The sequence below is a fragment of the Paraglaciecola sp. L3A3 genome (genome assembly GCF_009796765.1).
In the GTDB taxonomy this organism is placed as follows: Bacteria; Pseudomonadota; Gammaproteobacteria; order Enterobacterales; family Alteromonadaceae; genus Paraglaciecola.
In genome coordinates, this window is record NZ_CP047023.1 from 294,539 (window position 1) to 316,905 (window position 22,367).

21 protein-coding genes are annotated in these 22,367 nt (G+C 39.5%); 16 read left to right on the forward strand and 5 right to left on the reverse strand.

Going from position 1 to position 22,367, the window contains the following annotated elements; genetic code table 11:
• Positions 1-123 precede the first annotated feature (123 nt).
• Positions 124-1,044 (forward strand): hypothetical protein, encoded by a 921-nt coding sequence (locus GQR87_RS01215; RefSeq protein ID WP_199271671.1) that lies wholly within the window; start codon positions 124-126, stop codon positions 1,042-1,044.
• Positions 1,045-1,122: 78 nt separating this feature from the next.
• Here the strand turns inward: GQR87_RS01215 and GQR87_RS01220 are convergent, their stop codons facing one another.
• Positions 1,123-4,740 (reverse strand): family 16 glycoside hydrolase, encoded by a 3,618-nt coding sequence (locus GQR87_RS01220; RefSeq protein ID WP_158965742.1) that lies wholly within the window; start codon positions 4,738-4,740, stop codon positions 1,123-1,125.
• A gap of 193 nt (positions 4,741-4,933) precedes the next feature.
• Here GQR87_RS01220 and GQR87_RS01225 point away from each other — a divergent pair, with 193 nt between their 5' ends.
• The 8 genes from GQR87_RS01225 (at position 4,934) to GQR87_RS01260 (ending at position 12,308) form a co-directional block, all read left to right on the forward strand.
• Entirely contained in the window at positions 4,934-5,563 is a 630-nt protein-coding gene (locus GQR87_RS01225; protein WP_158965744.1) for a peroxiredoxin-like family protein, read from the forward strand.
• A gap of 191 nt (positions 5,564-5,754) precedes the next feature.
• Positions 5,755-7,830 carry an ATP-dependent DNA helicase RecG gene (recG, locus tag GQR87_RS01230; protein ID WP_158965746.1) on the forward strand — a complete coding sequence of 692 codons (2,076 nt, stop codon included), beginning with the start codon at positions 5,755-5,757 and terminating at the stop codon, positions 7,828-7,830.
• On the forward strand, positions 7,823-8,617 hold the full coding sequence (locus tag GQR87_RS01235) for a class I SAM-dependent methyltransferase (protein ID WP_158965748.1): 795 nt from the start codon (positions 7,823-7,825) through the stop codon (positions 8,615-8,617). The genes recG and GQR87_RS01235 overlap by 8 nt, the downstream gene beginning before the upstream one ends.
• A 30-nt stretch (positions 8,618-8,647) precedes the next feature.
• Positions 8,648-9,046 (forward strand): VOC family protein, encoded by a 399-nt coding sequence (locus GQR87_RS01240; RefSeq protein ID WP_158965750.1) that lies wholly within the window; start codon positions 8,648-8,650, stop codon positions 9,044-9,046.
• A 76-nt stretch (positions 9,047-9,122) separates the two neighbouring features.
• Positions 9,123-10,319, forward strand: a complete 1,197-nt coding sequence (locus GQR87_RS01245) for an NAD(P)/FAD-dependent oxidoreductase (RefSeq protein WP_158965752.1) — start codon at positions 9,123-9,125, stop codon at positions 10,317-10,319.
• Between the two features lie 125 nt (positions 10,320-10,444).
• Positions 10,445-11,146 carry a hypothetical protein gene (locus GQR87_RS01250; protein ID WP_158965754.1) on the forward strand — a complete coding sequence of 234 codons (702 nt, stop codon included), beginning with the start codon at positions 10,445-10,447 and terminating at the stop codon, positions 11,144-11,146.
• A gap of 169 nt (positions 11,147-11,315) precedes the next feature.
• Complete coding sequence (locus GQR87_RS01255; protein ID WP_158965756.1) at positions 11,316-11,810, forward strand: DUF3016 domain-containing protein; 495 nt, start codon at positions 11,316-11,318, stop codon at positions 11,808-11,810.
• A gap of 24 nt (positions 11,811-11,834) precedes the next feature.
• Positions 11,835-12,308 (forward strand): peroxiredoxin, encoded by a 474-nt coding sequence (locus tag GQR87_RS01260; RefSeq protein WP_158965758.1) that lies wholly within the window; start codon positions 11,835-11,837, stop codon positions 12,306-12,308.
• Between the two features lie 135 nt (positions 12,309-12,443).
• Here GQR87_RS01260 and GQR87_RS01265 read toward each other — a convergent pair whose 3' ends face one another.
• Positions 12,444-13,223: a DUF1080 domain-containing protein gene (locus tag GQR87_RS01265; RefSeq protein WP_158965760.1), complete on the reverse strand. Its 780-nt coding sequence runs from the start codon at positions 13,221-13,223 to the stop codon at positions 12,444-12,446.
• A gap of 218 nt (positions 13,224-13,441) precedes the next feature.
• On the opposite strand from GQR87_RS01265, the gene GQR87_RS22110 reads away from it, so the two are divergent.
• Positions 13,442-13,615: a hypothetical protein gene (locus tag GQR87_RS22110; protein WP_199271672.1), complete on the forward strand. Its 174-nt coding sequence runs from the start codon at positions 13,442-13,444 to the stop codon at positions 13,613-13,615.
• A gap of 27 nt (positions 13,616-13,642) precedes the next feature.
• Positions 13,643-13,867, forward strand: a complete 225-nt coding sequence (locus GQR87_RS01270; RefSeq protein ID WP_158965762.1) for a hypothetical protein — start codon at positions 13,643-13,645, stop codon at positions 13,865-13,867.
• A 42-nt stretch (positions 13,868-13,909) separates the two neighbouring features.
• On the opposite strand, the gene GQR87_RS01275 is transcribed toward GQR87_RS01270, so the two are convergent.
• Entirely contained in the window at positions 13,910-14,731 is an 822-nt protein-coding gene (locus GQR87_RS01275) for a LysR family transcriptional regulator (RefSeq protein ID WP_158965764.1), read from the reverse strand.
• Positions 14,732-15,019: 288 nt separating this feature from the next.
• Between GQR87_RS01275 and GQR87_RS01280 the strand changes: the two genes are divergently transcribed.
• The 4 genes from GQR87_RS01280 to htpX are packed head-to-tail and all read left to right on the forward strand — an operon-like array spanning position 15,020 to position 19,364.
• Positions 15,020-16,465: a RimK family protein gene (locus GQR87_RS01280; protein ID WP_158965766.1), complete on the forward strand. Its 1,446-nt coding sequence runs from the start codon at positions 15,020-15,022 to the stop codon at positions 16,463-16,465.
• Positions 16,465-17,589, forward strand: a complete 1,125-nt coding sequence (locus tag GQR87_RS01285; RefSeq protein ID WP_158965768.1) for a GNAT family N-acetyltransferase/peptidase C39 family protein — start codon at positions 16,465-16,467, stop codon at positions 17,587-17,589. Before GQR87_RS01280 ends, GQR87_RS01285 begins: the two co-directional genes overlap by 1 nt.
• A 33-nt stretch (positions 17,590-17,622) precedes the next feature.
• Positions 17,623-18,438, forward strand: coding sequence for an RMD1 family protein (locus tag GQR87_RS01290; RefSeq protein WP_233267369.1), 816 nt, complete (start codon positions 17,623-17,625; stop codon positions 18,436-18,438).
• A 56-nt stretch (positions 18,439-18,494) separates the two neighbouring features.
• Positions 18,495-19,364, forward strand: a complete 870-nt coding sequence (gene htpX, locus GQR87_RS01295) for a protease HtpX (RefSeq protein WP_158965770.1) — start codon at positions 18,495-18,497, stop codon at positions 19,362-19,364.
• 70 nt (positions 19,365-19,434) lie between these two features.
• On the opposite strand, the gene GQR87_RS01300 is transcribed toward htpX, so the two are convergent.
• Complete coding sequence (locus GQR87_RS01300; RefSeq protein ID WP_158965772.1) at positions 19,435-19,965, reverse strand: DUF3750 domain-containing protein; 531 nt, start codon at positions 19,963-19,965, stop codon at positions 19,435-19,437.
• Between the two features lie 140 nt (positions 19,966-20,105).
• Positions 20,106-20,720, reverse strand: coding sequence for a hypothetical protein (locus GQR87_RS01305; RefSeq protein ID WP_158965774.1), 615 nt, complete (start codon positions 20,718-20,720; stop codon positions 20,106-20,108).
• 278 nt (positions 20,721-20,998) lie between these two features.
• On the opposite strand from GQR87_RS01305, the gene GQR87_RS01310 reads away from it, so the two are divergent.
• Positions 20,999-22,246, forward strand: a complete 1,248-nt coding sequence (locus tag GQR87_RS01310; protein WP_158965776.1) for a hypothetical protein — start codon at positions 20,999-21,001, stop codon at positions 22,244-22,246.
• Positions 22,247-22,367 lie beyond the last annotated feature (121 nt).

The following is a 22,367-nucleotide window of genomic DNA, read 5'->3' on the forward strand; positions in this document are numbered from 1 at the left end:
ACATGCTTAATACAAATAGTTAACCGTTTAATAGCATATAACCATGATTAAACCTAGATCTATTGCCTAAAGTAATTGTAAGTTAAAAACTAATGATTTAGTTAATTTGCGAGATGATTTTAAATGAAACATGTTTTGTTTGTTTTTATATGTAGTTTTTTGTTTTTGTATGCTGATTATGTTGATGCGGCCGGATGGGGATATAAAAACAATAGAATTGCTATCAGTGCAGATGGTAATAATCAACCAGATGTAATGCATTTTTGGACAACAGCCGATCCCGATGACTGGGGCGCAACACCTGCTGCTTTGGCTATTATTGCCAAGGCAAATAAGAAAAATCAGTTAGTGCATTTTTCTTACAATAACTTCATGAATTCGCCACCTCATACAACGGCCATAAACGAAATGGCGGTGGGAGTTGAAGGCGCGATTCAGAATTGGGGATATGATTCCAATAAATTTTTTGATGTCAGCGAAGATTACCAAAAAGCATTAAATGATCTAGTTCGGGTCTTGCAAGTGTCTACAAAAGAAGACCCATTGTTTTTTATTCATATGGGGCCATCAGAGTTTTTCTATCGTGCAGTACAACAAGTTATTAAATTAGGAAAAATTGAAAGCCTTGCCCACGTATATGTGATTTCACATAGTGGATACAATGATAATCATCTACGCAGGGGGGATCCTAAATTCGATAAGAAGCCAGTTCCTGCAAGCCAGAAACACCATACTCTCACTGAAGCGATTGCATTAAGTGGTAACCGCATTCAATACAAGAAGATTATTGACCAAAATGCCAAGTGGGATGCAAATCAACTTTGGCACTCTGAACATGATTGGTCAGTTTGGCTATGGATGAAAGAACACAAGGATGAAACAGTTAGGTGGATTTACCAGAGAATGAAAAGACATCCTAATGGTGTGGCTGATTTTTCTGATGCTGGCATGGTGTATTTCCTGTTAACAGGCGATGAAAACGGCAGTCCGAAAAAATTCGAACAGTTTATTGGTAAAGGGATTAATACCAACTCCAATAAATGAGTGCATAGTTATTTAATGGAATTGGTATAAATAAAAACGGAGCCTAGCTCCGTTTTTATATTGGGCCTAAACTGCCTATTAAAGCTGTTTAATTTTGATATTTCTAAACCAGACTTGGTCTCCGTGATCTTGTAACACTATGTGCCCACCAGGGGTTTTAGCGAAGTGTGGCCAGTCTTTAAATTTACTTGCAGCAATTAAGGCCTTCCAATTGTCGTCGAACATTTGTACATCGACAAGTTGGTAGCCATTTAACCAATGTTCAACATGGCCTTGATTGACCACTAACCTGACTTGATTCCATTCTCCAGCGGGTAACACAGATACAAACTTACTTTTTATTAGGTCGTAGTTATCACCAGCACGGTGTTTGACTAGTTGGCCATCGCTATGGTTAGGGTTGTCGAGTATTTGCATCTCTGGGCCAGACAAAAAAGGAAATTCAAGTTCAGGTAACTCTTTGACATTGTAGATAATGCCGCTGTTACCGCCTTGCTGTACTTTCCATTCTAGATTTAGTTCAAAGTTTTCCACTGGCTTAGGAGTGATAACAAGATCACCGCCGTCTACTGTTTGCCAACCTGTTTCTTCTGGGGTTCTACCAGCAAAAAATAGATTGCTCTCATCTATGCCCCAACGTGTGCCTGCTGTTTGTTGGTTATAGTTTCTGAAATGCCCTAAAGATTGGCCATCAAATAATAATGACCAGCCTTGACTTATTTCACTTGGGCTCAGGGTATTGTGCTGTACTGAATATTGCTGATTTAACTCTACAGGCTTATTTTGTGGAATTTTGTTCAGTGTGTACCAAGCTTCTGTAGTCCATAACTCATGATTGTTTTCACTTTCAAAGGCACGTTTGATTCTAAAGTACACCACATGGTTTTCTTTTAATCCGTCTAACTTTAACTGTATTTTAGTACGGTCTTTAGACACAGTAAGGGCATTGATCGTTAATGCTTGTTGATCTTTTTTCGGGCCACCGTAGTCTGCTGTGGGTTCAAAGTACCATTGTTGTATTTCAAAATCATCGGCTTGAATTAAACGGTTTTGTTTGATGGGTTCTGTTAGTGTGATTTCAAATCCGTCACTGCGAGCACTGACACTTAACATTTCAAAGGTGCTGTTTTCATTGTAAGTTAGGCTTTGTAAGCCATACCATTTTTTATCACTGTGGGCCCAGTTTCCTGGGTTGCCGACACCACCTACAATTAAACTTCCATTGGGTGCCCATTTTAAGCGGTTTACACCGGCTTCTAAGCCTTGGCTAAAGCGAAATACTGCGCCTTGCAAACGGCCATCTATACGTTCTGCAAATACACGCTTAATGCCACCATGGGTGACATCGCCGTGGATCATTTGGTTTTTGTAAGGGCCAACATTAAGTGGCGCTGGTTGACTGGCAGAGTTGCCAATATCCCCTTGTGGCAACCATACAACCGGTAAAGTCTCGGTTAAATTGGCAGTGCCTTCGAAGTCTACAGAGCGTGAGCCATACCAAGCTCCGGGAGTTAGTTCGACAATTTTACAAGCAGGCACCCAGTCGCCTTGGTTATCTGCTATAAACAACTTGTTGTCTATGCCGCGGCCTATGCTATTCGGAGTTCGTAATCCGTGAGCAACAAATTCTACCTCACCTGTATCTTTTGATATTTTCAGTACTTTGCCGCGACTCGGTGCTTGTGGATTGGTACTAGCACCACCGGGTAAAATCGCAGTGGCAAGGGCTGCGTAAAAATACCCGTTTTCATATTCTAAGCCAAAAGCAAATTCGTGGAAATTGGCTGTGGTTGCCCAATCGTTAGACACTAGTTCATAACGATCCATAAAGCCGTCTTGGTTAGTGTCGACTAAACGAGTGAGTTCTTGTTTTTGTAATACGTAAATATCGCCGTCTACTACTTTCACTCCTAATGGTTCAGCTAGGCCTTTAGCGATACGTTTTACTTTGATGTCTTGCGGTGAAGCTTGATAGTCACTGACTAAATATACAGAACCCTCAGGATCCCAAGTGCTGACCACCATACGGCCATCATCTAAAAAGTCGATACCACCGACCATAGGTTTAAATTCGTCAGGGCGAGCTTGGCTTAAATCGAATGATGGGTGTATTCCTGCCACTTCGCGCTTATCACCGGGTATGGTTTTGATTATATCAGGATCTGTCACAACGCCTTTTACTTCTCGGACGTCTTGTTTCTGCACTTTTAACATAGCAGCAGGAATAATTTCGTATTTTTCAGTAGCAGGGTTAAGCCACTGTAATGACAGGGCACCACCACCGCCAGCTTGAAAATATATGATTTCTATCGGGTGCAATCCTGCACTGAGATTAACTTCCGCATCTTTGGCTTCGGCGGCGTGAAAGCCCCAGTTATTGATAATACGTTGACCGTTTAAATACAAATATGCGCCATCATCGGCCACCAATCTTAAGCGTGTTTTTAAAGGTTGTTTTAGAGCTAAACTGGTTTTTATCTGATACATAAAATCGTTAGCTGCAGGTCCTAAGCTTTCAGTATGAGGAAAATGAATTTGTTCAACAAACGCGCCTAATACAGCTGTACTTGTGCGCACATGGTCTTCATCTGGATCACCGTTCAAAAAGCCTGTTTGGTACAAGTAAGCCCCCCGTAACTCTGTAGAAAACTCAGGCGTTTGATTGGTTAAGTGAATAGCCGTATTTGCTACACCTAACAGAATGTCGTTGTCATCGGCTGAGCTACTTTGGGTAGGCACTAAAGTAAAAATGTAATCCAACATAACGTTTGCATCAGACATGGTGAGTTGGGCGTGTGGTGTCATAGGAACATCACCCCAATTGCCCGAGCCGCCTTGTATTATTTTCTCGCTAAGGCTGTCTTTAGCACCGCTGATAGTGGCATATCTTTGAGCAATAGCCGAATAGGCTGGGCCCACAGTTTTAACTTCTGCGTTATGGCAAGCTGCACAATCGCTATTTTGAATAAGTGCTAAGCCGGGATGAATCTTTTCTGCAGAGTTTTGTTCTGCTTGCTTTGATTTTTCTAATGGAGAATAAGTGGCAGTAAAATGTGATTCACCATTTTGCAGGCTTAATGTTTGATTTACCTTATCGTATTTTATTGGCCCTGCAAGCTTAGTATCAATAGGCTGGTATAGATGTTGTAGCTGCAGGTTTAGTTTGTCTGGGAGTCCGCTGATTCGAAAATGTCGAACGAACACCAGTTGGCCATTTTGATTGCTGGCGCTGGGTGTTTCGCTAATATCAGCTTGCCAGGCTTTGCCATTTAAAGTGCCTTTAGCTTGATACAACAAACTGACATCTTGGTCATTAATTTGATGGCCATGATAACTAACTGTACCCGATCCTGCCGACCATTCAGCTTGACCATTTTCTACAAATGTTTGTCCTGATGTTTTAGGTTGTGGACCATGTTTTTGATCAAATACAGCACCAGTGAGGTTGGTCTCTCCTTGCCATAATTTAAATAATTTGGAACTTTTAGTATCATAGGCCGCTGTGATGTCATTACCGAGTTTTAAGCTAATAATGCGAGTTTCACCATCTAAGGTAGAGCGCATTGCTAGTAAACTTGGTTCAGTGAATTCACTAGATGAGCTGGTTTGCTGGGGATTACAGGCTAGACCCGCAACAGAGCTGAAAACTATCAATGACCACTTAGATATAGTGCTCGATTTTAAATTATTAAACATACAGATGACCCTTAAATAACCGATTTTTATCATACGCTGAGGTTTCTCTAGGGGATAGGCACTTGCATACGTATTCAGCAAAACGAAATTAATTGTGATTAACATGGGTCTGTAAATCAGCGGAGTAATTAAAATTGCGTTAGGATCAACCGATTGTGTATTCCATTCTTATCAATAATTTCAGGAGAGCCTTATGAAAAAACTATCTTTACTTGTTTGCGTTGCAGCTTTTATTTCATTTTCGAGTTTTGCCTTAGATCGAACAAAAATTGCAGATTCAGTGCAAAATGTTACCCCCTTACTAAATGGTCAAGTCGCACCCAAAGCTACATTATTAAATGTTGAAGGTGACCCCGTTAGTCTTAAAGCGTTAACCATGGACAAACCGACAATACTTGTTTTTTATCGTGGTGGTTGGTGTCCTTACTGTAATCGTCAACTTGCAGGGCTTAAAGATATAGAAGGTCAGCTAGACAAATTGGGGTACCAAATTTTGGCCATTTCCCCAGAAACTCCAGCTCAGTTACAAGCACAAAAACTACAAACTAAGTTTACAGTGAAACTCTATTCTGATGCAGAATTACAAGCTATTGGTGGTTTTGGTATTGGTTACTATGTTGAAAACGAACAAAGAAACAAGATGAAAACTAAATGGGACATAGTTCTCAACAGTGAAAAATCTTCTGGAACAGCGGTATTGCCTGCGCCTGCAGTGTTTATTCTGGATCAAAAAGGGGTAGTGAAATTTAACTATGTCAACCCAGATACCAAAACTAGAATTTCTCCTGAGTTATTGTATCAAGCGGCTAAACTGTCTTTGTAAACTCAGAATTGGGATTTTTACTGCTCGAAACCGATAATTACTTGATTCATTTAGTTAATTCTTCGATGATGTATCTATTGTATATTTAAACAGGCATTCACTTGTTGTTAAGTGACCTGCCTACATTTGATATGTTGGTTTATTAAGTTTATGGCCTGTAATTTTTTATCTTTTGTGCTGAATAGTCGCCGATGAAAGGTTTAGCTCAAACCCCTGTTACCGAACTAAAAGGTGTGGGTAGTAGGGTGGCTGAAAACTTTTTGAAGCTGTCAATTTCCTCTGTGCAAGACTTATTGTTTCACTTGCCTATGCGTTATGAAGATCGCACCCGTATCTACCCTATAGCCGATTTACAACCCCATTTACACACTAGTATTCAAGGCGAAGTCACCTCTTGTGATGTGCAGTTTGGCCGTAAACGTATGTTAATTGTGCGTATCAGTGATGGCACGGGTACAGTCACTTTACGTTTTTTTCATTTTACCGCCGCGCAAAAAAACAATCTAGAAATAGGCACTACTATCCGTTGTTTTGGTGAAATTAAGGCAGGTAAATACGGTCTTGAGATCATGCATCCAGAATATAAAACCATTGATCTTGATAAACCGCAAACTATGCAAGAGTCATTGACCCCAGTGTATCCGGCCACTGAAGGGATTAAACAACTCACCTTACGCAATCTTACCGAGCAAGCGTTAAAGTTACTGAAGCAAGGTGGTTTGGCTGAATTGTTACCTGAGGGATTGTATCAACATCAATTAGGTTTAGTAGAAGCCTTGATATTAGTGCATAGGCCACCACCCGATGTGACTTTAGCGCTGTTTGAAGAAGGCAAACACCCTGCACAGCAACGATTGGTGATAGAAGAATTATTAGCCCATCATTTAAGTGTGTTAAAAGTGCGCCAACAAAGTCAAAAACAAGCCTCTTATCCTATTCCTGCTGGGGCACCCATTTTACAGCAGTTTTTAGCTAATTTGCCTTTTAAACCCACAGGTGCACAACATAGGGTAACTGCTGATATTCAACAAGATATGCAGCAAAACTATCCTATGATGCGGCTGGTGCAAGGTGACGTAGGTTCGGGTAAAACCTTAGTTGCAGCAATGGCTGCATTATCTGCCATAGCCAGCGGTTATCAGGTGGGGCTAATGGCTCCCACAGAGTTATTGGCCGAACAACATGCCAATAACTTTCGCCAATGGTTCGAACCCTTAGGTATTGATGTAGGATGGTTAGGCGGAAAACTAAAAGGCAAAGCACGACAGCAAGTGCTCACCGACTTGCAGTCCGGTGAGATTAAAATGCTGATTGGTACCCATGCGATTTTCCAAGAAACTGTTGAGTTTCATAACTTAGCTTTAGTGATAGTCGACGAGCAGCATAGGTTTGGTGTGCATCAACGTTTAGCATTACGTGAAAAAGGTGAATCTCAAGGGGCGTTTCCCCATCAATTAATTATGACAGCTACGCCTATTCCGCGCACATTAGCCATGACGGCTTATGCCGATCTAAATACATCGATAATAGATGAATTACCGCCCGGTAGAACCCCAGTTAAAACCGTAGTATTGCCCGACACTAGGCGCGATGAAGTGATTGAACGGGTACGGAATGCCAGTATTGAACAAGGCCGACAAACCTACTGGGTTTGTACCTTAATTGACGAATCTGAGTTTTTACAAAGCCAAGCCGCAGAAGACACTGCCATTTTGTTACGTACTGCTTTACCTGAGCTCAAAGTAGGCTTAGTACATGGCAGATTGAAGTCTGATGAAAAACAACAAATTATGGCTGATTTTAAAGCTGGTGAACTTGATTTGTTAGTAGCTACTACTGTGATAGAAGTGGGAGTCGATGTGCCCAATGCCAGCTTAATGATTATTGAAAATCCCGAACGTTTAGGTTTGGCACAATTACACCAATTACGCGGTCGCGTGGGCCGTGGCTCGGTAGAAAGTCATTGTGTGCTTATGTATCAAAGCCCCTTGTCTAAAACCGCAAACAAACGTTTGGCCGTGTTACGCGAGTCGAATGATGGGTTTTATATTGCTCAACAAGATCTCGAAATTCGCGGTCCAGGAGAGTTGCTAGGCACTAAACAAACAGGTTTAGCCGATTTAAAAATTGCCGATTTAATCCGTGACGCCGAATTAATCCCTCAAGTACAAAACATTGCTAATCATTTATGGGAGTCATACCCAGCCAATGCCCAAGCAATTATTAACCGTTGGTTAGGTCATAAAGAGCAATACGGTCATGCCTGATAATCATTATTCTAAAATTAATATAACTACCGTACCTGGCGCAACAGCAGATGTAATTTCCCAAGCTAAACAAACTGCGTTAGATTGGGGCTTAACGTATCAAGCCGATCTTGATACGGGTTTGGCCTTAATTCAGCAAGCATCACAATTAGAACTCCGTCAATTAGATGAACCTAAAGTGGGCGCAGTGCTGGTGGACTTTGCCTCTGATGCTTTAACTTTTAGGCGTTTACATGGTGGTGGTAAAAAAGAAGCCATAGCCAAAGCAGTCGGTTTAAAAGGTGTCGATAGCCTTAGGGTGTTAGATGCTACAGCAGGTTTAGGGCGAGATGCCTTTGTCTTGGCCAGTTTAGGTTGCCATGTGGATATGATAGAGCGTTCATCTGTTGTGGCAGCCTTGTTAAGTGACGGTCTACGCAGGGCTGAAAGCCATATCAATTTAGCTGATTGGTTAAATAACAGAATGACCTTGTTTCATGGTATTGCCTTTGAATTATTAGCCAATTGGCATGAGCAACAACCACAGAATATCCCAGACGTGGTTTACCTCGACCCTATGTTCCCTCATCGCAAAAAAAGCGCCGCAGTAAAAAAAGAAATGCGCTTATTTCAACAACTCCTCGGCCCAGATGAAGACGCGAACTTGTTGTTAGCACCCGCTCTGGCTTTGGCAAAAAAACGTGTAGTAGTTAAACGCCCGTCAGGCGCACCCTATTTAGCGGATACAAAACCACAAATAGAAATGCAAGGCAAAGCCAATCGCTTTGACGTGTATTTGAATTTATAACTCTATCTAGCTGATAAAGGAAACAAAGTCATGGCCCAGTTTATTAGTAATATCACCTTATTAGTTGACGATTATGATCAAGGGATTGATTTTTACGTCAATAAACTAGGTTTTACCTTATTGTGTGATGTGCCGATTACGCCAGAACAAAGATGGGTACGAGTTTCTCCCTCAGTTACTGATACCTCGGCGGCTATAGTGTTAGCCAAAGCTAACCCTCAACAAGCAGAACTAGTGGGCAAACAAGCTGGTGAAGGCGTGTTTTTGTTTTTACAAACGGATAACTTTTGGCACGATCACCAGACCATGCAAAAGGCCGGAGTGACCTTTTTAGAAGAACCTCGTGAAGAGATATATGCCACTGTGGTGGTGTTTGAAGATTCGTACGGTAATAAATGGGATTTATTACAGCCTAAAAATGTAGGCTAATTTTTAAAGATCACGAATTTAATCAGCAGTTCCATTATAATCCTCGGCATTATTCGTTTTTGTTTGGAATGTTTTTTTGAAACAAGTTGATGTAATTGTGATTGGTGCAGGTGCGGCTGGACTAATGTGTGCTGCTCAGGCCGGTTATCGTGGTAAACAAGTGCTAGTGCTGGATATGGGCAAAAAGCCCGGCCGTAAAATTCTCATTAGTGGCGGCGGACGCTGTAATTTCACTAATGAAGGTGCCAAGCCTGAAAATTACTTATGTCAAAATCCTCATTTTGTTAAATCAGCCCTAAGTCGTTATAGCGCCCAAGATTTTGTTGAGCTGGTGGATCGTCATGGTCTTGCTTATCATCACAAAACCTTAGGGCAGTTATTTTGTGATAACAGCGCCCAAGACATAGTGGATATTTTGCTAACTGAATGCGATTGGGCTGGAGTCACGGTTAGTTTACGTAGCGAAGTGTTACAGGTGCAAAAACAAGACGGGGGTTATCTGGTGAATACCAATAACGGCGAGTTTTATTGCACTTCTTTAGTCGTCGCCAGTGGTGGTTTAACTATGCCTAAATTGGGAGCCACACCTATAGGCTATAACATTGCTAAACAATTTGGCCTGAATGTGTTGCCTACTACGGCGGCTTTGGTGCCTTTTACTTTGCATGACCATGATAAAGAACGTTTTGATGGCTTGTCGGGTATTAGCATTGCTACTAGTGTTACCAGTGAAAGTGGCGTCTCCTTTAAAGAAAACATCCTATTTACTCATAGAGGCCTGTCTGGCCCAGCCATTTTGCAAATATCCTCATTTTGGCAAGCAGGTGAGAGTGTCAGTATTAACTTACTTCCTGAGTCTGATATAACAAACATCATAAAAGAATGGCGTGAAAGCAATCCGAAAAAATCACTGAAGAATATGTTGGCCACTGTGTTACCTAAAAGCTTTATTGAAGCCATGGTTAGCCAGCAAGACATTACTGATAAAACCATTAGTCAATTAAGTAACCAAGACATAACTCAGCTCAGCCAGTACCTACATAGTTGGCAAATAAAACCCAATGGCACCGAAGGTTACCGTACCGCAGAGGTCACTTTAGGCGGAGTCGATACAGACGAACTCAGTTCAAAAACCTTTGAAGCTAAAAAAGCTCCCGGCTTATACTTTATCGGTGAAGTAATAGACGTAACCGGCTGGCTAGGAGGCTACAACTTCCAATTCGCATGGAGTTGCGGCATGGCTTGTGGCTTGGCGGTGGATGCTGAGAAATAAGGTTTTGTAATTGGATGAAAGGCATCATCTCAATGCCTTATAGATGGTACTCTTTTGAGTTCAAATCAATTCTAGCAATGTATTTATCTTTTAGTCCTTAGATAAATGAAAGGAAGCAAACAAAGATGATTAGTCTATTTTTAACTCCCGCAACTTATATTTCGAAATTAGTTAAGTTAAATCAAATGTGTTTGCTGCTAATTGTCTTAGCTGTGATTGGTTGCGGGGGAAAGAGTATAGATAATAGGCCCCCTTCAGTTGAAATAGTTGACGTTAATTTTGTGCATGTTGTGACGGATGTTATCGACCCAGCAAATCGTATAGTCACAGCAGAAGCCAAGGCGAGTGATTCTGACGGCAGTATTACTGCTATTAATTGGTCTATTTTGAGTGAGCATCAAATTGACCTGAGAGACGCAGATACAGAAATTGTTGAATTTAATGCACCGTTAATTAACTCAGATGAAATCGATTTATTGGTACTTGAAGTTGAAGTAACAGACAACAGCGGCAGTAAAACAACAGCTACTATTGAGTTAGATTTAAATGACGATTTAGTTATCAATATTCCCCTCGTTTCGGCGCAAAGGGGACAAGAAGCTGTGGTGACTGTCAATATATTCGGCCGGGCAAGTAAAATAGCAGGGCTTAATTGGTCTATGCCTGATGATCCCGACATCATACTATTTGATGCCAATACAGACACTGTGCGGTTTCTTGCTCCTAGCTCTTCTAGCATATCTGAAATGAAATTATCCCTATTGGTGAGCTTTATAGATGGCAGTGAAGATAAAATCTATAACTCATTTATCACATTGCATGATTAACTAGAATGTTTGATTAGTTAGATATTTTGCTTAAAAATTCATATAGATCTTATATATAAGCTTTATTGGCAGTGCATATCAATTTGTAACACATTTTATTAACAATTCATGGTCTAATGTAGAGCGAATAATGGTCTACTATAAAGAGACCCAATGAGGAGATGAATAAATGAAAAAGTTAAATAGTATTTTACTACTGGTATCAGCTTTATTTATAAGTTTTCAAGCCTCAGCTTTGGCAAAAGTAGAAGTGACTTGGACTAATCCTGATAAGTATACCGATATCAAAGATTCCTTTGATGGTTATCAAACCACCAAAGAAGACGCTTTTTATAATATTGAAAAAGTGTTAAACAGATTAGCCAAAAAACTACCTGACGGTTATTTGTTAAAACTCGATGTGAGCGATTTAGATTTAGCCGGTGAAACCCATTCACGAAATATTCGTGTGGTGCGAGATATGTTTCCACCTAGAATGAAGTTTTCTTATCAATTATTGGATGGCGGTGACAATATCTTACTCGAAAAACAAGAAAATATCCGTGACACGTCTTTTATGAATCAGGTGTCTTTACGCTATAGAAACCAAGCCTATGGGTTTGAAAAACAGTTGATAGAAGATTGGTTTAAGGATAGTTTCTCGGAGCAGTTAGTTAAAAATTAAATAACCATTAAATTAGGAACAAAAATGATTAAAGTTGGCGACAAATTACCAGAAGTAACTTTTAGTTTACGTAAAGGCGGCGAAGCAAGTAACCCTACTACTGGCGATCTTTTTGCAGGAAAAAAAGTGGTATTGTTTGCAGTTCCTGGCGCATTCACCCCAACTTGTTCTGAAGCGCATTTGCCAGGGTATATCACCCTAGCCGATAAGTTACAGGCAAAAGGTGTAGACGATATCATTTGTGTTTCAGTAAACGACGCATTTGTTATGAGTGCATGGGGTGAAACACAAAATGCCGAAGCTATCACTATGTTAGCTGACGGTGGCGCTGAGTTTACTCAGGCTATTGGATTAGAAATGCAAACCGCAACTTTTGGTGGCGTACGTTCACAACGTTATTCTATGTTAGTTGATGATGGCGTAGTGACAGCTCTTAATGTCGAGCCGGCTGGTAAGTTTGAAGTAAGTGATGCAGAGACTTTGTTAAAGAGTCTTTAGCCATCACAATTATATAGTGTAAAAAGCCGCTTAATAGCGGCTTTTTTTTATTTTAAAAGGCAGTAAATAGTAGATAGGAAATAATGAAAGAACCGCTCAAAAGTGCATTAAGATGTATATGAGCGGTTTGTTTTTTTAATCTAAGATTTTAATTTTTACATTTTTAAACTCTATAGGTTGGCCTTCACTTTGCAGGGCGATATAGCCAGACTTGAGTTGTTTACCACCTTGTTTATATTCTGCCGTTTGGCCTTTTACTGTTCTGTCTTTACCATCTATGGTTGGGTTGCTGTATTCAAGTACTAATTCACCATTAATATATTGGCTGACATTTTCGCCTTGTACTATCAATTCTGCGGTAACCCACTCGTCTTTAGGTAAGGCTTTTTTATTTGAAGGTAAACAATGTTTAGGAAAGGTTTCTCCCTCAAATTCTATATTAGTGCCAGGCGAGCACATATTGCCTGTGGTACGTTTTCCATCACCTAAATCAGCTAAATATTGCATTTCAACCGATACTGGCCAGTTTTGTTCTTTGGGCATAGATCCGGGTGATTGACTGTGAAACATCACTCCACTATTTAGCACCGCATGTTTTGGCCCGCCTTCTTCAAACTCGCCACTAAAACGATAATCTACAGTCAGGTGGAAGTTGCTAAATGGGGTTTTGTAATAGATATGGCCAAATTCGTCGGTAAATTCGTATTGATCGTAACGAACTTTCATCATGCCATCTTCTACTCTGAAGGTGTTTCCGTAGTTATCGCCGGATTCAAAATGATTAACTTTTACAGTCCAGTCGTTTAAATCTTTGCCGTTAAATAATGTGATCCATTCATCTGAATTCGATGTGCTACCGCAACCTAGCAGGGTTATCATGATGCTGGTTATAACAAAAAATGATTTAGTGGTCATAAGTTACCTTAGTTATTTTATGAAATGGTTTTTTTATATATAAAGTATTTTGCTATTAAAGCGTATTTATAGTTAGTTTTCATCTTATTCCTCATTGTTTATCAATATTATTGGTCGTGAAGAACAAATTATTTCGTTTTTATTTTCTGTTAATCATGCCAATAATACTTTCCGCAGCAAGTGCTGTAATTAATAAGTTAACTTTCTTGGAAAAGGTAATGAGTAGAAATTTTTATTCAAAAAAAGATGATTTCGAATCCAACACTGGTGCTAAAAAGCATAGATTTAACGCTGAATATAGCGGCGAACTAGAGGCAACCTCTAGAAAAAAACACAAGGTGAACAAACGAAAGGTACGTCAAGACATGCCTGAGTTTGTCGATTTACATTAGACCATTTTTAATCGAGTAAATAACAATATGAAAAGTGTCGTTTTGTCCATAGGTGTGTTGTTAGTAGCTGCAGTGTCAGCGAAAGACTTACCTGTCGCAAAGGCAGAATTAATCACAGAACTAAAACAGTACTGTGCTGAAATGGCTACCGAATATGGTACCGAAAATAAAGAATTGAAAAAATATATTTTGGATTGTGTCAATGAAGAGTTAGCCAGTGAAGGATATCAAGCTATCAAGAAACTAGACTAACTATGCAAGCCAAACAAACAAGAGCCTCTGTGCTCTTGTTTGTTATTCTAAAAACTCAATTAACTCCGCTAACCAAGTATTTTTTGCTTCCTTCAAATAAGTTAAATAACACTTCACTGTCAGTTTGCTCAATGTTTCTAGTTTAATTAAGGTTTTTTGTTTTACATAATCTGCAGCAAAATCTTCAGGTAAAATAATCGAACCTTGATTATTCGCTAAATATTCTAGGGCCACTTGTAATGAGCTGGTGCGAAATCTCGCCAATCGAGTTTCAGGATAAAGTTTATCTATCACTTCGTTGTGCTTTTTACCCCAATCAATATAAATAAATTGCGACTTGGCGGTTTCAGGATAGAGTTGACTTGAATGATAAAGCGCTAAATGAGCCGTATTTAATTCAATGGTTTCGACATCATCAGACTTAAAAGGAATGGTCGTCACAGCTAAGTCAATGGCATGTTCGTGTACTAAACGCATTAGTTGTTCATTGGTTAATACATCGGCTTTGATTGCCACCTCAGGAAATGCATTTTTTAATCCGGTTAACTGCTGTTTTAAATATAGATCCCAAGCATTAGTGGTGCAGGCAATCGTTAGTTGTTGCACATTTTCATCGCTTAAGGCTTGGCGCGCTTTATTTAAGGTTTTTGCTAAGGTTTCTGCATAGGGCAATAATTTTTCGCCAGCTACTGTTAATTGCAGGCTATTTCTATTACGCACAAATAAGGCAGAATTAAAATATTCTTCAAGCTGTTTGATCCGTGCACTAACCGCTGATTGGGTTAAATATAGGTTTTCGGCTGCCTTTCCAAAATGCCGTGTTTCGGCCACTTCCATAAAGGTCACAAGAAATCGAATATCCATAAAAAACTCTTTAATTAATGGGATGATTTTTAGCTTAACTAGGTAACAAAAAAGTCTGCTTAATGTATCTAGTTACTACCAGGATTAAGCGACATCTTACATTAATAAAAGTGTTCTTGAAGATAAATATTTTGTAATCAGCAATCACTTCACAATTAAATTAAACAGAGTACGATGCGCCGAAAATCAACAACTTAAATGCTGTTTTATTCGAGTCTGTTGGCGACATTAACTTTGCAATAACCCTATATATATTGCTAATAATTTTCTAATTGTGGAAATAGAACAATGCATAAAACACTTATTGTACTTAATCAAACTTCTAGTGTGATTAATACAAACATTAAAGCGATTGATTTTAATCAATATCTAGCTGATTTTCCGAAAAAGGATGAGCAGTCAACACGCTTAATAAATTTATGTGATTCAAGTCAATATTTGAGTCAAGGATACTATTGTTCGTTATTAGCAGAAGCTAGATGTCATAAAGTTTTGCCAAGTGTTAGCACTATCAATGACTTAACTAGCCAGACCAATGGTGTTGAGTTGGTGATCCCTGGATTGGTTTCTCGCCACTTTGTTAAACAACAAGCAACAGAAGCTTTGATATATTTTGGTTGGCATGAAAATTTTTGTGTAAACAAAGTCGCTAAGTATGTTTTTGAACAATACCCGGCGCCTATTTTGAAATTATCTTTGTCTTGGCGAGAAGGTAAGTTATATGTGCGTGTTAGTTTGTTTGACTTAGCCCAGTTGAGTGCGACTGAGCACGAACTGTTTATAGAGCGTTTAGATGATTTTACCAATCAAGTTTGGCGCAGCAAAAAAAGTAATAAACACTTACGTTGGGACATGGCTATTCTGGTTAATGAACAAGAAGCCCTACCGCCTAGTGACAATGGTGCCCTTAAACGTTTTGTCAAAGCCGCTAAGCATTTTGGGATTAATGCTGAGTTGGTGTCGGCTAGTCAAATTGGTTTATTGAGCCGTTACGATGCCTTGTTTATTCGTGAGACTACTGCGATTCGCCATCATACTTATCAGTTGGCGCGGGCAGCAGAACGCGAAGGTTTAGTGGTGATAGACGATGCCGATTCTATATTACGTTGTTGTAATAAAGTGTTTTTGCATGATGCCTTTACCTATCACCGAATTCCTTCGCCTAAAACTCGATTTGTATTAGATGCGTCGGACGAAACGATAGCTGAGTTAGAACAAGAATTTGGTTTTCCTATGGTACTAAAACTACCAGAAAGCTCATTTTCTAAAGGGGTATTTAAAGTGTCTGATCACCAAGCCTTAGTGAGTAAAATTACTGAGGTATTAACAGAGTCGGCGATTATCTTAGTGCAAGAATATATTTATACCGAGTTTGATTGGCGTATAGGTGTGTTAAATGGTCGGGCTATTTATGCCTGCAGGTACCATATGGCACGTAACCATTGGCAGATATATAACCATGGGGCTAAACGTTTTTCTTCCGGTGATTTTGAAACACTACCGACCTTTGAAGTGCCAAGAAAAGTACTAGAAGCGGCTGTCAATGCCTGCTCTTTTATTGGTTCTAGTTTGTATGGGGTGGATATTAAACATCACGACGACAAAGTATATGTCATTGAAGTCAACGATAACCCTAGCCTAGATTTTGGCGTAGAAGATAAGTATTTAGGTGAAGAATTGTATATGCAAGTGATGCAAGAATTTGCCACTCGTTTAGAGCAAAGAGGCCGTTAATGAACGCAGCTGAAAGAGTTGATATCGCTGAATCTTACTTAACCCGTGCCGCGGATTTGGCAGATTTAGCGACACTGGTAGAAATAGAACAAAAGTGTTTTGCCACAGACCGATTAAGTAAGCGTAGTTTTCGCCATTGGTTGCAGTCGCCGCAACGGATATTTAGCGTGATTGAAAAAGCTGGGGTAATTGTTGGATACGGCCTAGTGATTATGCGTGATGGTACGCGCTTGGCACGTCTTTATTCGCTGGCTATTTTATCGGACGTGCGAGGCCAAGGTGTAGGTAAACAACTATTAATCGAATTAGAAAAACAAAGTGTAGCTGCCGGTAAATTGTTTTTGCGTTTAGAGGTAGAAAAAACCAATAAGCGGGCGATTAATTTGTATGAATCTTTGGGTTATAAGGTTTTTGGCGATTATAAAAATTATTACGAAAACAATAATGACGCATTAAGAATGCAAAAATCGATACGTCATTATTCTAATTTTAATCGTTTGCCTACTTACCCTTGGTATGAACAAACCACTGACTTTACTTGTGGCCCAGCAGCCTTAATGATGGCGATGAAAAGTGTCTCGGCAGAGATGGTAATGGATCAACAGACCGAGCTAGATTTATGGCGTGAAGCCACCACTATTTTTATGATGTCTGGTCATGGTGGGTGCCATCCTATTGGCTTGGCCTTGGCGGCAGAAAAAAGAGGATTTAGTCCTAAGGTGTATATCAATCAAGCATTGCCTTTGTTTACCGCAGGTGTACGCAGTGAACATAAAAAACAAACTGTGCAAGTGGTTGAAGAACAATTTGCTAGCCGTGCAGTAGCTAAAAATATTCCGCTGATAACAGCAGAGTTTGATCTAGCTTTATTGCAGTCGGTTTTAGCAGAAGGGGGGCGTGTATTAAGCCTAATTAGTACCTACCGTATGGATGGTTATAAAGTGCCTCATTGGGTAACGATTACGGCAATGGACGAAGACTGCTTATTTTTTCACGACCCAAGTGTGCCTGATGGCCATGTTATGGGGTTTGATTGTCAGCATATCCCGTTAGCTAAAGAAGATTTTATGAAATTGTCTAGCTACGGAAAAAACAAATTACGCACAGCCATAGTCTTAAACTAAATATCAGGCTAAACACTGGGCTAGGTCATATTAATGAGTGAGAACAAAAAGGAACAAAAAATGAATACCAACTTCGCTAGTGCCACTGTTGAAATTATGTTGCTTGGAAATGAAATTCAACTAGGCGCAGTAAAAGACAAGATTGCTAACACCTATTTTGTTAAACAATATCGTGATGCCTTAAGTGTGAGTACCCCTAAAGGCCATTTGTTTATTTTTGATTATGGGGTAGTGATTGCTTGGGGTATGAGCACAACGAAAAAACAACAACTATTAGAGATGATCGAAAACAACGTGCTACAAAAAGTCGCCCAAGTCGAGTCAGAAAGTTTTCAGTTTAAAGTACAAGAAATTGATGCAGTAAAAATGATTGATGACGAGTTAACGATTCCTGATGGCAGTACATTGACTTTATTGTCGGTGAGTCATGCATTAGCGCAATCGGCTACCTTAGAACGTTTTGAATCTGTGGCTGTGAGTACTATTAAAAATAACGCTTATTTGTCACAAGCTTTAGCAAAAACCGGAAAAATGCCACTAGGCCGTAAAGAATTGTCGAAGTTGCGTGGCGCTTTATTTAGTATTAAAAGTGATATTTTGTTGCACTTTAACTTGCTAGATACCCCAGAGTTTTTCTGGGAATACCCAGAACAAGAGCAAAAATATTTAACCGTCAGTAAATATTTAGATTTAAAACCTAGAGTAGAGTTGCTAACCATGAAGTTAGCCACCATTAATGAGTTATATGAAATGCTTGCCGCTGAACAGCATCATAAACATTCTTCATTTTTGGAGTGGATTATTATTATTTTGATCGCGGTAGAAATTGTTTTATTTTTTGTTCACTAATTTAGAACAGTACAAGTGTAGGTTTGTACAAGTAAACAAAACCTTAAGGGGGATGTATGTTTAGAATTTTAATGTTTCTAGGTACTAACATAGCTGTTATAGCACTGATAAGTGTGACTTTTAGTCTGTTAGGCGTGGAAGGTTTGTTACAGCAAAATGGCGTGGATCTAGATTTAGGTACATTACTGATTTATTCAGCTGTGATTGGCTTTAGTGGCTCTATTATTTCATTGTTGCTGTCTAAGTTTATGGCTAAGCGTTCAATGGGTGTACATGTGATTAAAAAGCCTAGCACCAATACCGAACAGTGGTTAGTCAGAGCGGTAAAAAGACAAGCTGAACAAGCTAATATCGGTATGCCTGAAGTAGGTATATTTGAGCACCCAAGCCCTAATGCTTTTGCTACAGGCTGGAACAAAAATAATGCTTTAGTGGCTGTGAGTACTGGCTTACTTGCCCAAATGTCACAAAATGAAGTAGAAGCAGTATTAGCTCATGAAGTGAGCCATGTGGCCAACGGTGATATGGTGACTATGACCTTACTACAAGGGGTGATAAATACCTTTGTGGTGTTTATTTCTAGAGTGATAGGCCATGTGGTAGATCGTGTAGTGTTTAAGGTTGAACGTGGTCACGGCCCAGCATTTTGGATAGTGTCCATTATTTGTGAACTAGTTTTAGGCATACTCGCCAGCACGATAGTGATGTGGTTTTCACGTTACCGCGAATTTAAAGCCGACGAAGGTGGTGCTAAATTAGCCGGTCGCAGTAACATGATAGCGGCATTGAAAAAATTACAAAGTTTTCAAAATGCGCCACCTATGCCAGACGAAATGGCCGCATTTGCGATTAGCGCCGGTAAAGTACAAAAGTTATTTTCTAGCCACCCTCCATTAGCAAAACGTATTGCTAATTTGCAGGGATAGAAAACAAGGTGTAGCTGAAGCTGCATCTTGTTTTTTCACTTGTGCTACACCTTTATCTGCCACATTCACGTTAATCCGCATACCCACTACCTATAGCATTAAACGGCATCTTTAAGCCTAATTCAGGTACTTGTAACCCTATCCAATTGGGAAATGTGTTGCTGTTAGGTCCTGGTATTACTGTGTATTCGTCAGCCCATGGGTAACGGGTTATTGCCTGTTTAATTTTGGGAATAAGCTGGGCTGCTTTTTCACCTTTTATCGATAATATAATTTCAGGCTTGGCACCAAACCAGTATCTGTCTGGTGTGGCGGTTAAGTATTGGTGTAATGCAGGTAAACCTCTATTTACACGCCAGCCGACTACTTCGTATACCGAATATTGTTCAGCATTTTGTTCTTTTATGGCAAACCAAGTATGTACAGCAAACCAGCCTCGCCAGCTAAAGGCATCGGCTGCATAAAACTCAATCACAGCTTGTTTTTCGGTTGCAGGATTGGCCGCAATACCTGCAGGGGCTCGTGATGCAGTTCGCCAATCATTGTTAGCACAGCTGTTAAAAAGACATAAAAAAAGTAAAAGTGAAGCTAGTTTGTACATATAAAATAGGGAGCCTTAGTGATTGATGTGAGACATAATACTGCAGATGAAAATTGAGTGTTAGTCTTGGATTAGAAAGGGGTTAAAACATGCCAGTGGCTATTAAATAGGTGAGGGCCAACTGGCGTTTTTTAGGAAGCTTAATCTATTGCATATAAGCGAACATTATCGATAAAGACTACAGCAAAATCTTTATTTTTAATATTATCTATATGCAAATGCAGCGGTTGCCCTTTGGCTAAAAATTTACCTTCAATGGTATTGCCAACTGTTTGCCATTCTAGAGTGTTTTTAAAGGGGCTTCTTTGCCAAGGCGACTCAGATACCTTGCTAAAAAATACGGCATTGCCTCGAGCCACTATTGCGTCAAATTCAAAGCGGTACTGTTTGTTAGGATCTATCTGATCTTTTAAACGCCAAATGCCATAGCTAAGTTTTAAGCCACCTTTTTCTAATACTACAGCTAAACTTTGTTTGCCGCTAAGGGCTGCTTTATCAGTTACACCGTGTTCAGCTAGATTCATTTGCCCTTTATCAGCACGAGCTTTGACTACTTTACCATCTATAGGTTTTTCAAAACTTGGATTGGCGTAATTGAGTAAATTGGGTTTATTAGTTTTGGTTAAAAATGATTTTTTGGCAACTTGGCTTGGTTTCGATTCTTGTTGTTTTACTACTTTCTCTGTTTTTTCTGACTTGTTAGAAGTTGAGCCACACCCTGTTAAGGCCAGCAAAAATATTGCAAGTAAAAACATTTTTCCACCATTAAATAAAAAATGCTCAGCATTTGATTTACCAAAATACCCATAACAATTTGACTAAATATGAATGACCCAGCTTCAAAGTCATCTATACGCTAATAATCGATATTTAAAATTTAGGTTAGACTCAAAATCTTATCGAAACTTTATTATGGGTGGCTTGGTAATTATTTTGGTAAATAATTATACATTAGTGATTAAAGGAAACATTGTAATCACTAATGTATAATTAGAAATATTGGTTAGACATCTATCTACACAGAATCATTATTATGCTCCCAAGTAAAACAAAATTAACTGCACTCCTATTCATCACAACGATTAGCATTGTCGGCTGTGGTAGTAGTTTCAGTGATGACGATAGTCACTCATCTGAACCTATTTCTGACATTGAGCCTTCTACTGATTCCCCATATAGTGAATATAACGCAAGTTGGTTAGCGGGCTCTTGGGGTATAACGCAGAGAATCGATGGAGGATATAAATTAGATGCTTCTGCGAACTCATCCTACTGGGTAGCTGGTGCAAATGAAGTTATTGCAAACATACCTTCAGCTGGACATGTGATCACTTCGTTCACTCACCCTGCACATGCCTATCTCTTTACACTGCGTACAAACAACAATGTTGACGTCGCTGCGATCCATGCAGATATGGTACCGACACTTACCAATGAACAAATAATTTTTGATGTTATTAATATCTACCGAGAGGCTGGTATTAAAGTCATTCTGTATTTAAACGCTGCAGGTCCTTCAATGGCAACTGGCCGAGGTGACCCAGAGATTCAAGAAGCATGGGAAACTTTCTATAAAACGGAATGGGAAGGTGATGAAGCTGCGGCTTGGCGTAATTTAGTCCTTGGTTACGCAGAACGTTTTGACGGATTAGTCGATGGTTATTGGTTAGATAATGTCAGTAATTTACCTGGAGAGCTATCTGACTTTATTGCTATGTTACGAAGTGTTGACCCAACGTTGGCCATTGGCGTTAATTTAGATAAAGACTATTTTACCGATGATAATGGTGATTTCTTATACGTTGATACAGATGGGTTCGATGATGCAGATGAAACTGATTATAAAATAGTAAAATATGCTGTGAATAATAAATACACGGATTTCACCAGTGGTCATGTCACACCATTAGGACAAGGAGCACCACCTAACTCTTGGGCTTATGAGGAATATACCATTCCTGATATGGTGAAAAAACCTTGGGATACTTATGATGGTTCCACCTATGCAGTTAAACATGGATGGTTCCCAATAAGGGATAAATGGAGTGGTTCAACTGCTAATCTTATTTTTGAAGTAGAGCAAGCTTATCGCTTTACACGCACGATAACAGATGCTGGCGCTGCAATGACTTGGTCAACAACTCAAAACCATGGTTATATTACTGCTGATGAAATGGAAATAATGGCAGAAATTAGCGATAGAATGACTCAGACTCCGAAAGAAGATTATGTAGAATACGAAAGACCTGAAGGCGCTTACTTGCTTAGTGAAACACACTAAGGCTTTCTAAAAATATTATTCAGTGCAACATTATTTTCTTTCGTTTTTTGGATCGCTATTAAGAGAAATTGAGCGAAAATGGAGTAGTTTCAACTGGTATATATAGTAAAAATTCTAAGGC

What these genes read in the sequence shown, in the direction of transcription:
- GQR87_RS01270 (WP_158965762.1), top strand. Translation starts at nt 13,643, where the DNA reads ATGAAAAGTGTCGTTTTGTCCATAGGTGTGTTGTTAGTAGCTGCAGTG.
- GQR87_RS01285 (WP_158965768.1), top strand. Translation starts at nt 16,465, where the DNA reads ATGAACGCAGCTGAAAGAGTTGATATCGCTGAATCTTACTTAACCCGT.
- GQR87_RS01290 (WP_233267369.1), top strand. Translation starts at nt 17,623, where the DNA reads ATGAGTGAGAACAAAAAGGAACAAAAAATGAATACCAACTTCGCTAGT.
- GQR87_RS01220 (WP_158965742.1), bottom strand. Translation starts at nt 4,740, where the DNA reads ATGTTTAATAATTTAAAATCGAGCACTATATCTAAGTGGTCATTGATA.
- GQR87_RS01310 (WP_158965776.1), top strand. Translation starts at nt 20,999, where the DNA reads ATGCTCCCAAGTAAAACAAAATTAACTGCACTCCTATTCATCACAACG.
- GQR87_RS01260 (WP_158965758.1), top strand. Translation starts at nt 11,835, where the DNA reads ATGATTAAAGTTGGCGACAAATTACCAGAAGTAACTTTTAGTTTACGT.
- GQR87_RS01225 (WP_158965744.1), top strand. Translation starts at nt 4,934, where the DNA reads ATGAAAAAACTATCTTTACTTGTTTGCGTTGCAGCTTTTATTTCATTT.
- GQR87_RS01250 (WP_158965754.1), top strand. Translation starts at nt 10,445, where the DNA reads ATGATTAGTCTATTTTTAACTCCCGCAACTTATATTTCGAAATTAGTT.
- GQR87_RS01275 (WP_158965764.1), bottom strand. Translation starts at nt 14,731, where the DNA reads ATGGATATTCGATTTCTTGTGACCTTTATGGAAGTGGCCGAAACACGG.
- GQR87_RS01255 (WP_158965756.1), top strand. Translation starts at nt 11,316, where the DNA reads ATGAAAAAGTTAAATAGTATTTTACTACTGGTATCAGCTTTATTTATA.
- recG (WP_158965746.1), top strand. Translation starts at nt 5,755, where the DNA reads ATGAAAGGTTTAGCTCAAACCCCTGTTACCGAACTAAAAGGTGTGGGT.
- GQR87_RS01300 (WP_158965772.1), bottom strand. Translation starts at nt 19,965, where the DNA reads ATGTACAAACTAGCTTCACTTTTACTTTTTTTATGTCTTTTTAACAGC.
- GQR87_RS22110 (WP_199271672.1), top strand. Translation starts at nt 13,442, where the DNA reads ATGAGTAGAAATTTTTATTCAAAAAAAGATGATTTCGAATCCAACACT.
- GQR87_RS01240 (WP_158965750.1), top strand. Translation starts at nt 8,648, where the DNA reads ATGGCCCAGTTTATTAGTAATATCACCTTATTAGTTGACGATTATGAT.
- GQR87_RS01235 (WP_158965748.1), top strand. Translation starts at nt 7,823, where the DNA reads ATGCCTGATAATCATTATTCTAAAATTAATATAACTACCGTACCTGGC.
- GQR87_RS01265 (WP_158965760.1), bottom strand. Translation starts at nt 13,223, where the DNA reads ATGACCACTAAATCATTTTTTGTTATAACCAGCATCATGATAACCCTG.
- htpX (WP_158965770.1), top strand. Translation starts at nt 18,495, where the DNA reads ATGTTTAGAATTTTAATGTTTCTAGGTACTAACATAGCTGTTATAGCA.
- GQR87_RS01280 (WP_158965766.1), top strand. Translation starts at nt 15,020, where the DNA reads ATGCATAAAACACTTATTGTACTTAATCAAACTTCTAGTGTGATTAAT.
- GQR87_RS01305 (WP_158965774.1), bottom strand. Translation starts at nt 20,720, where the DNA reads ATGTTTTTACTTGCAATATTTTTGCTGGCCTTAACAGGGTGTGGCTCA.
- GQR87_RS01215 (WP_199271671.1), top strand. Translation starts at nt 124, where the DNA reads ATGAAACATGTTTTGTTTGTTTTTATATGTAGTTTTTTGTTTTTGTAT.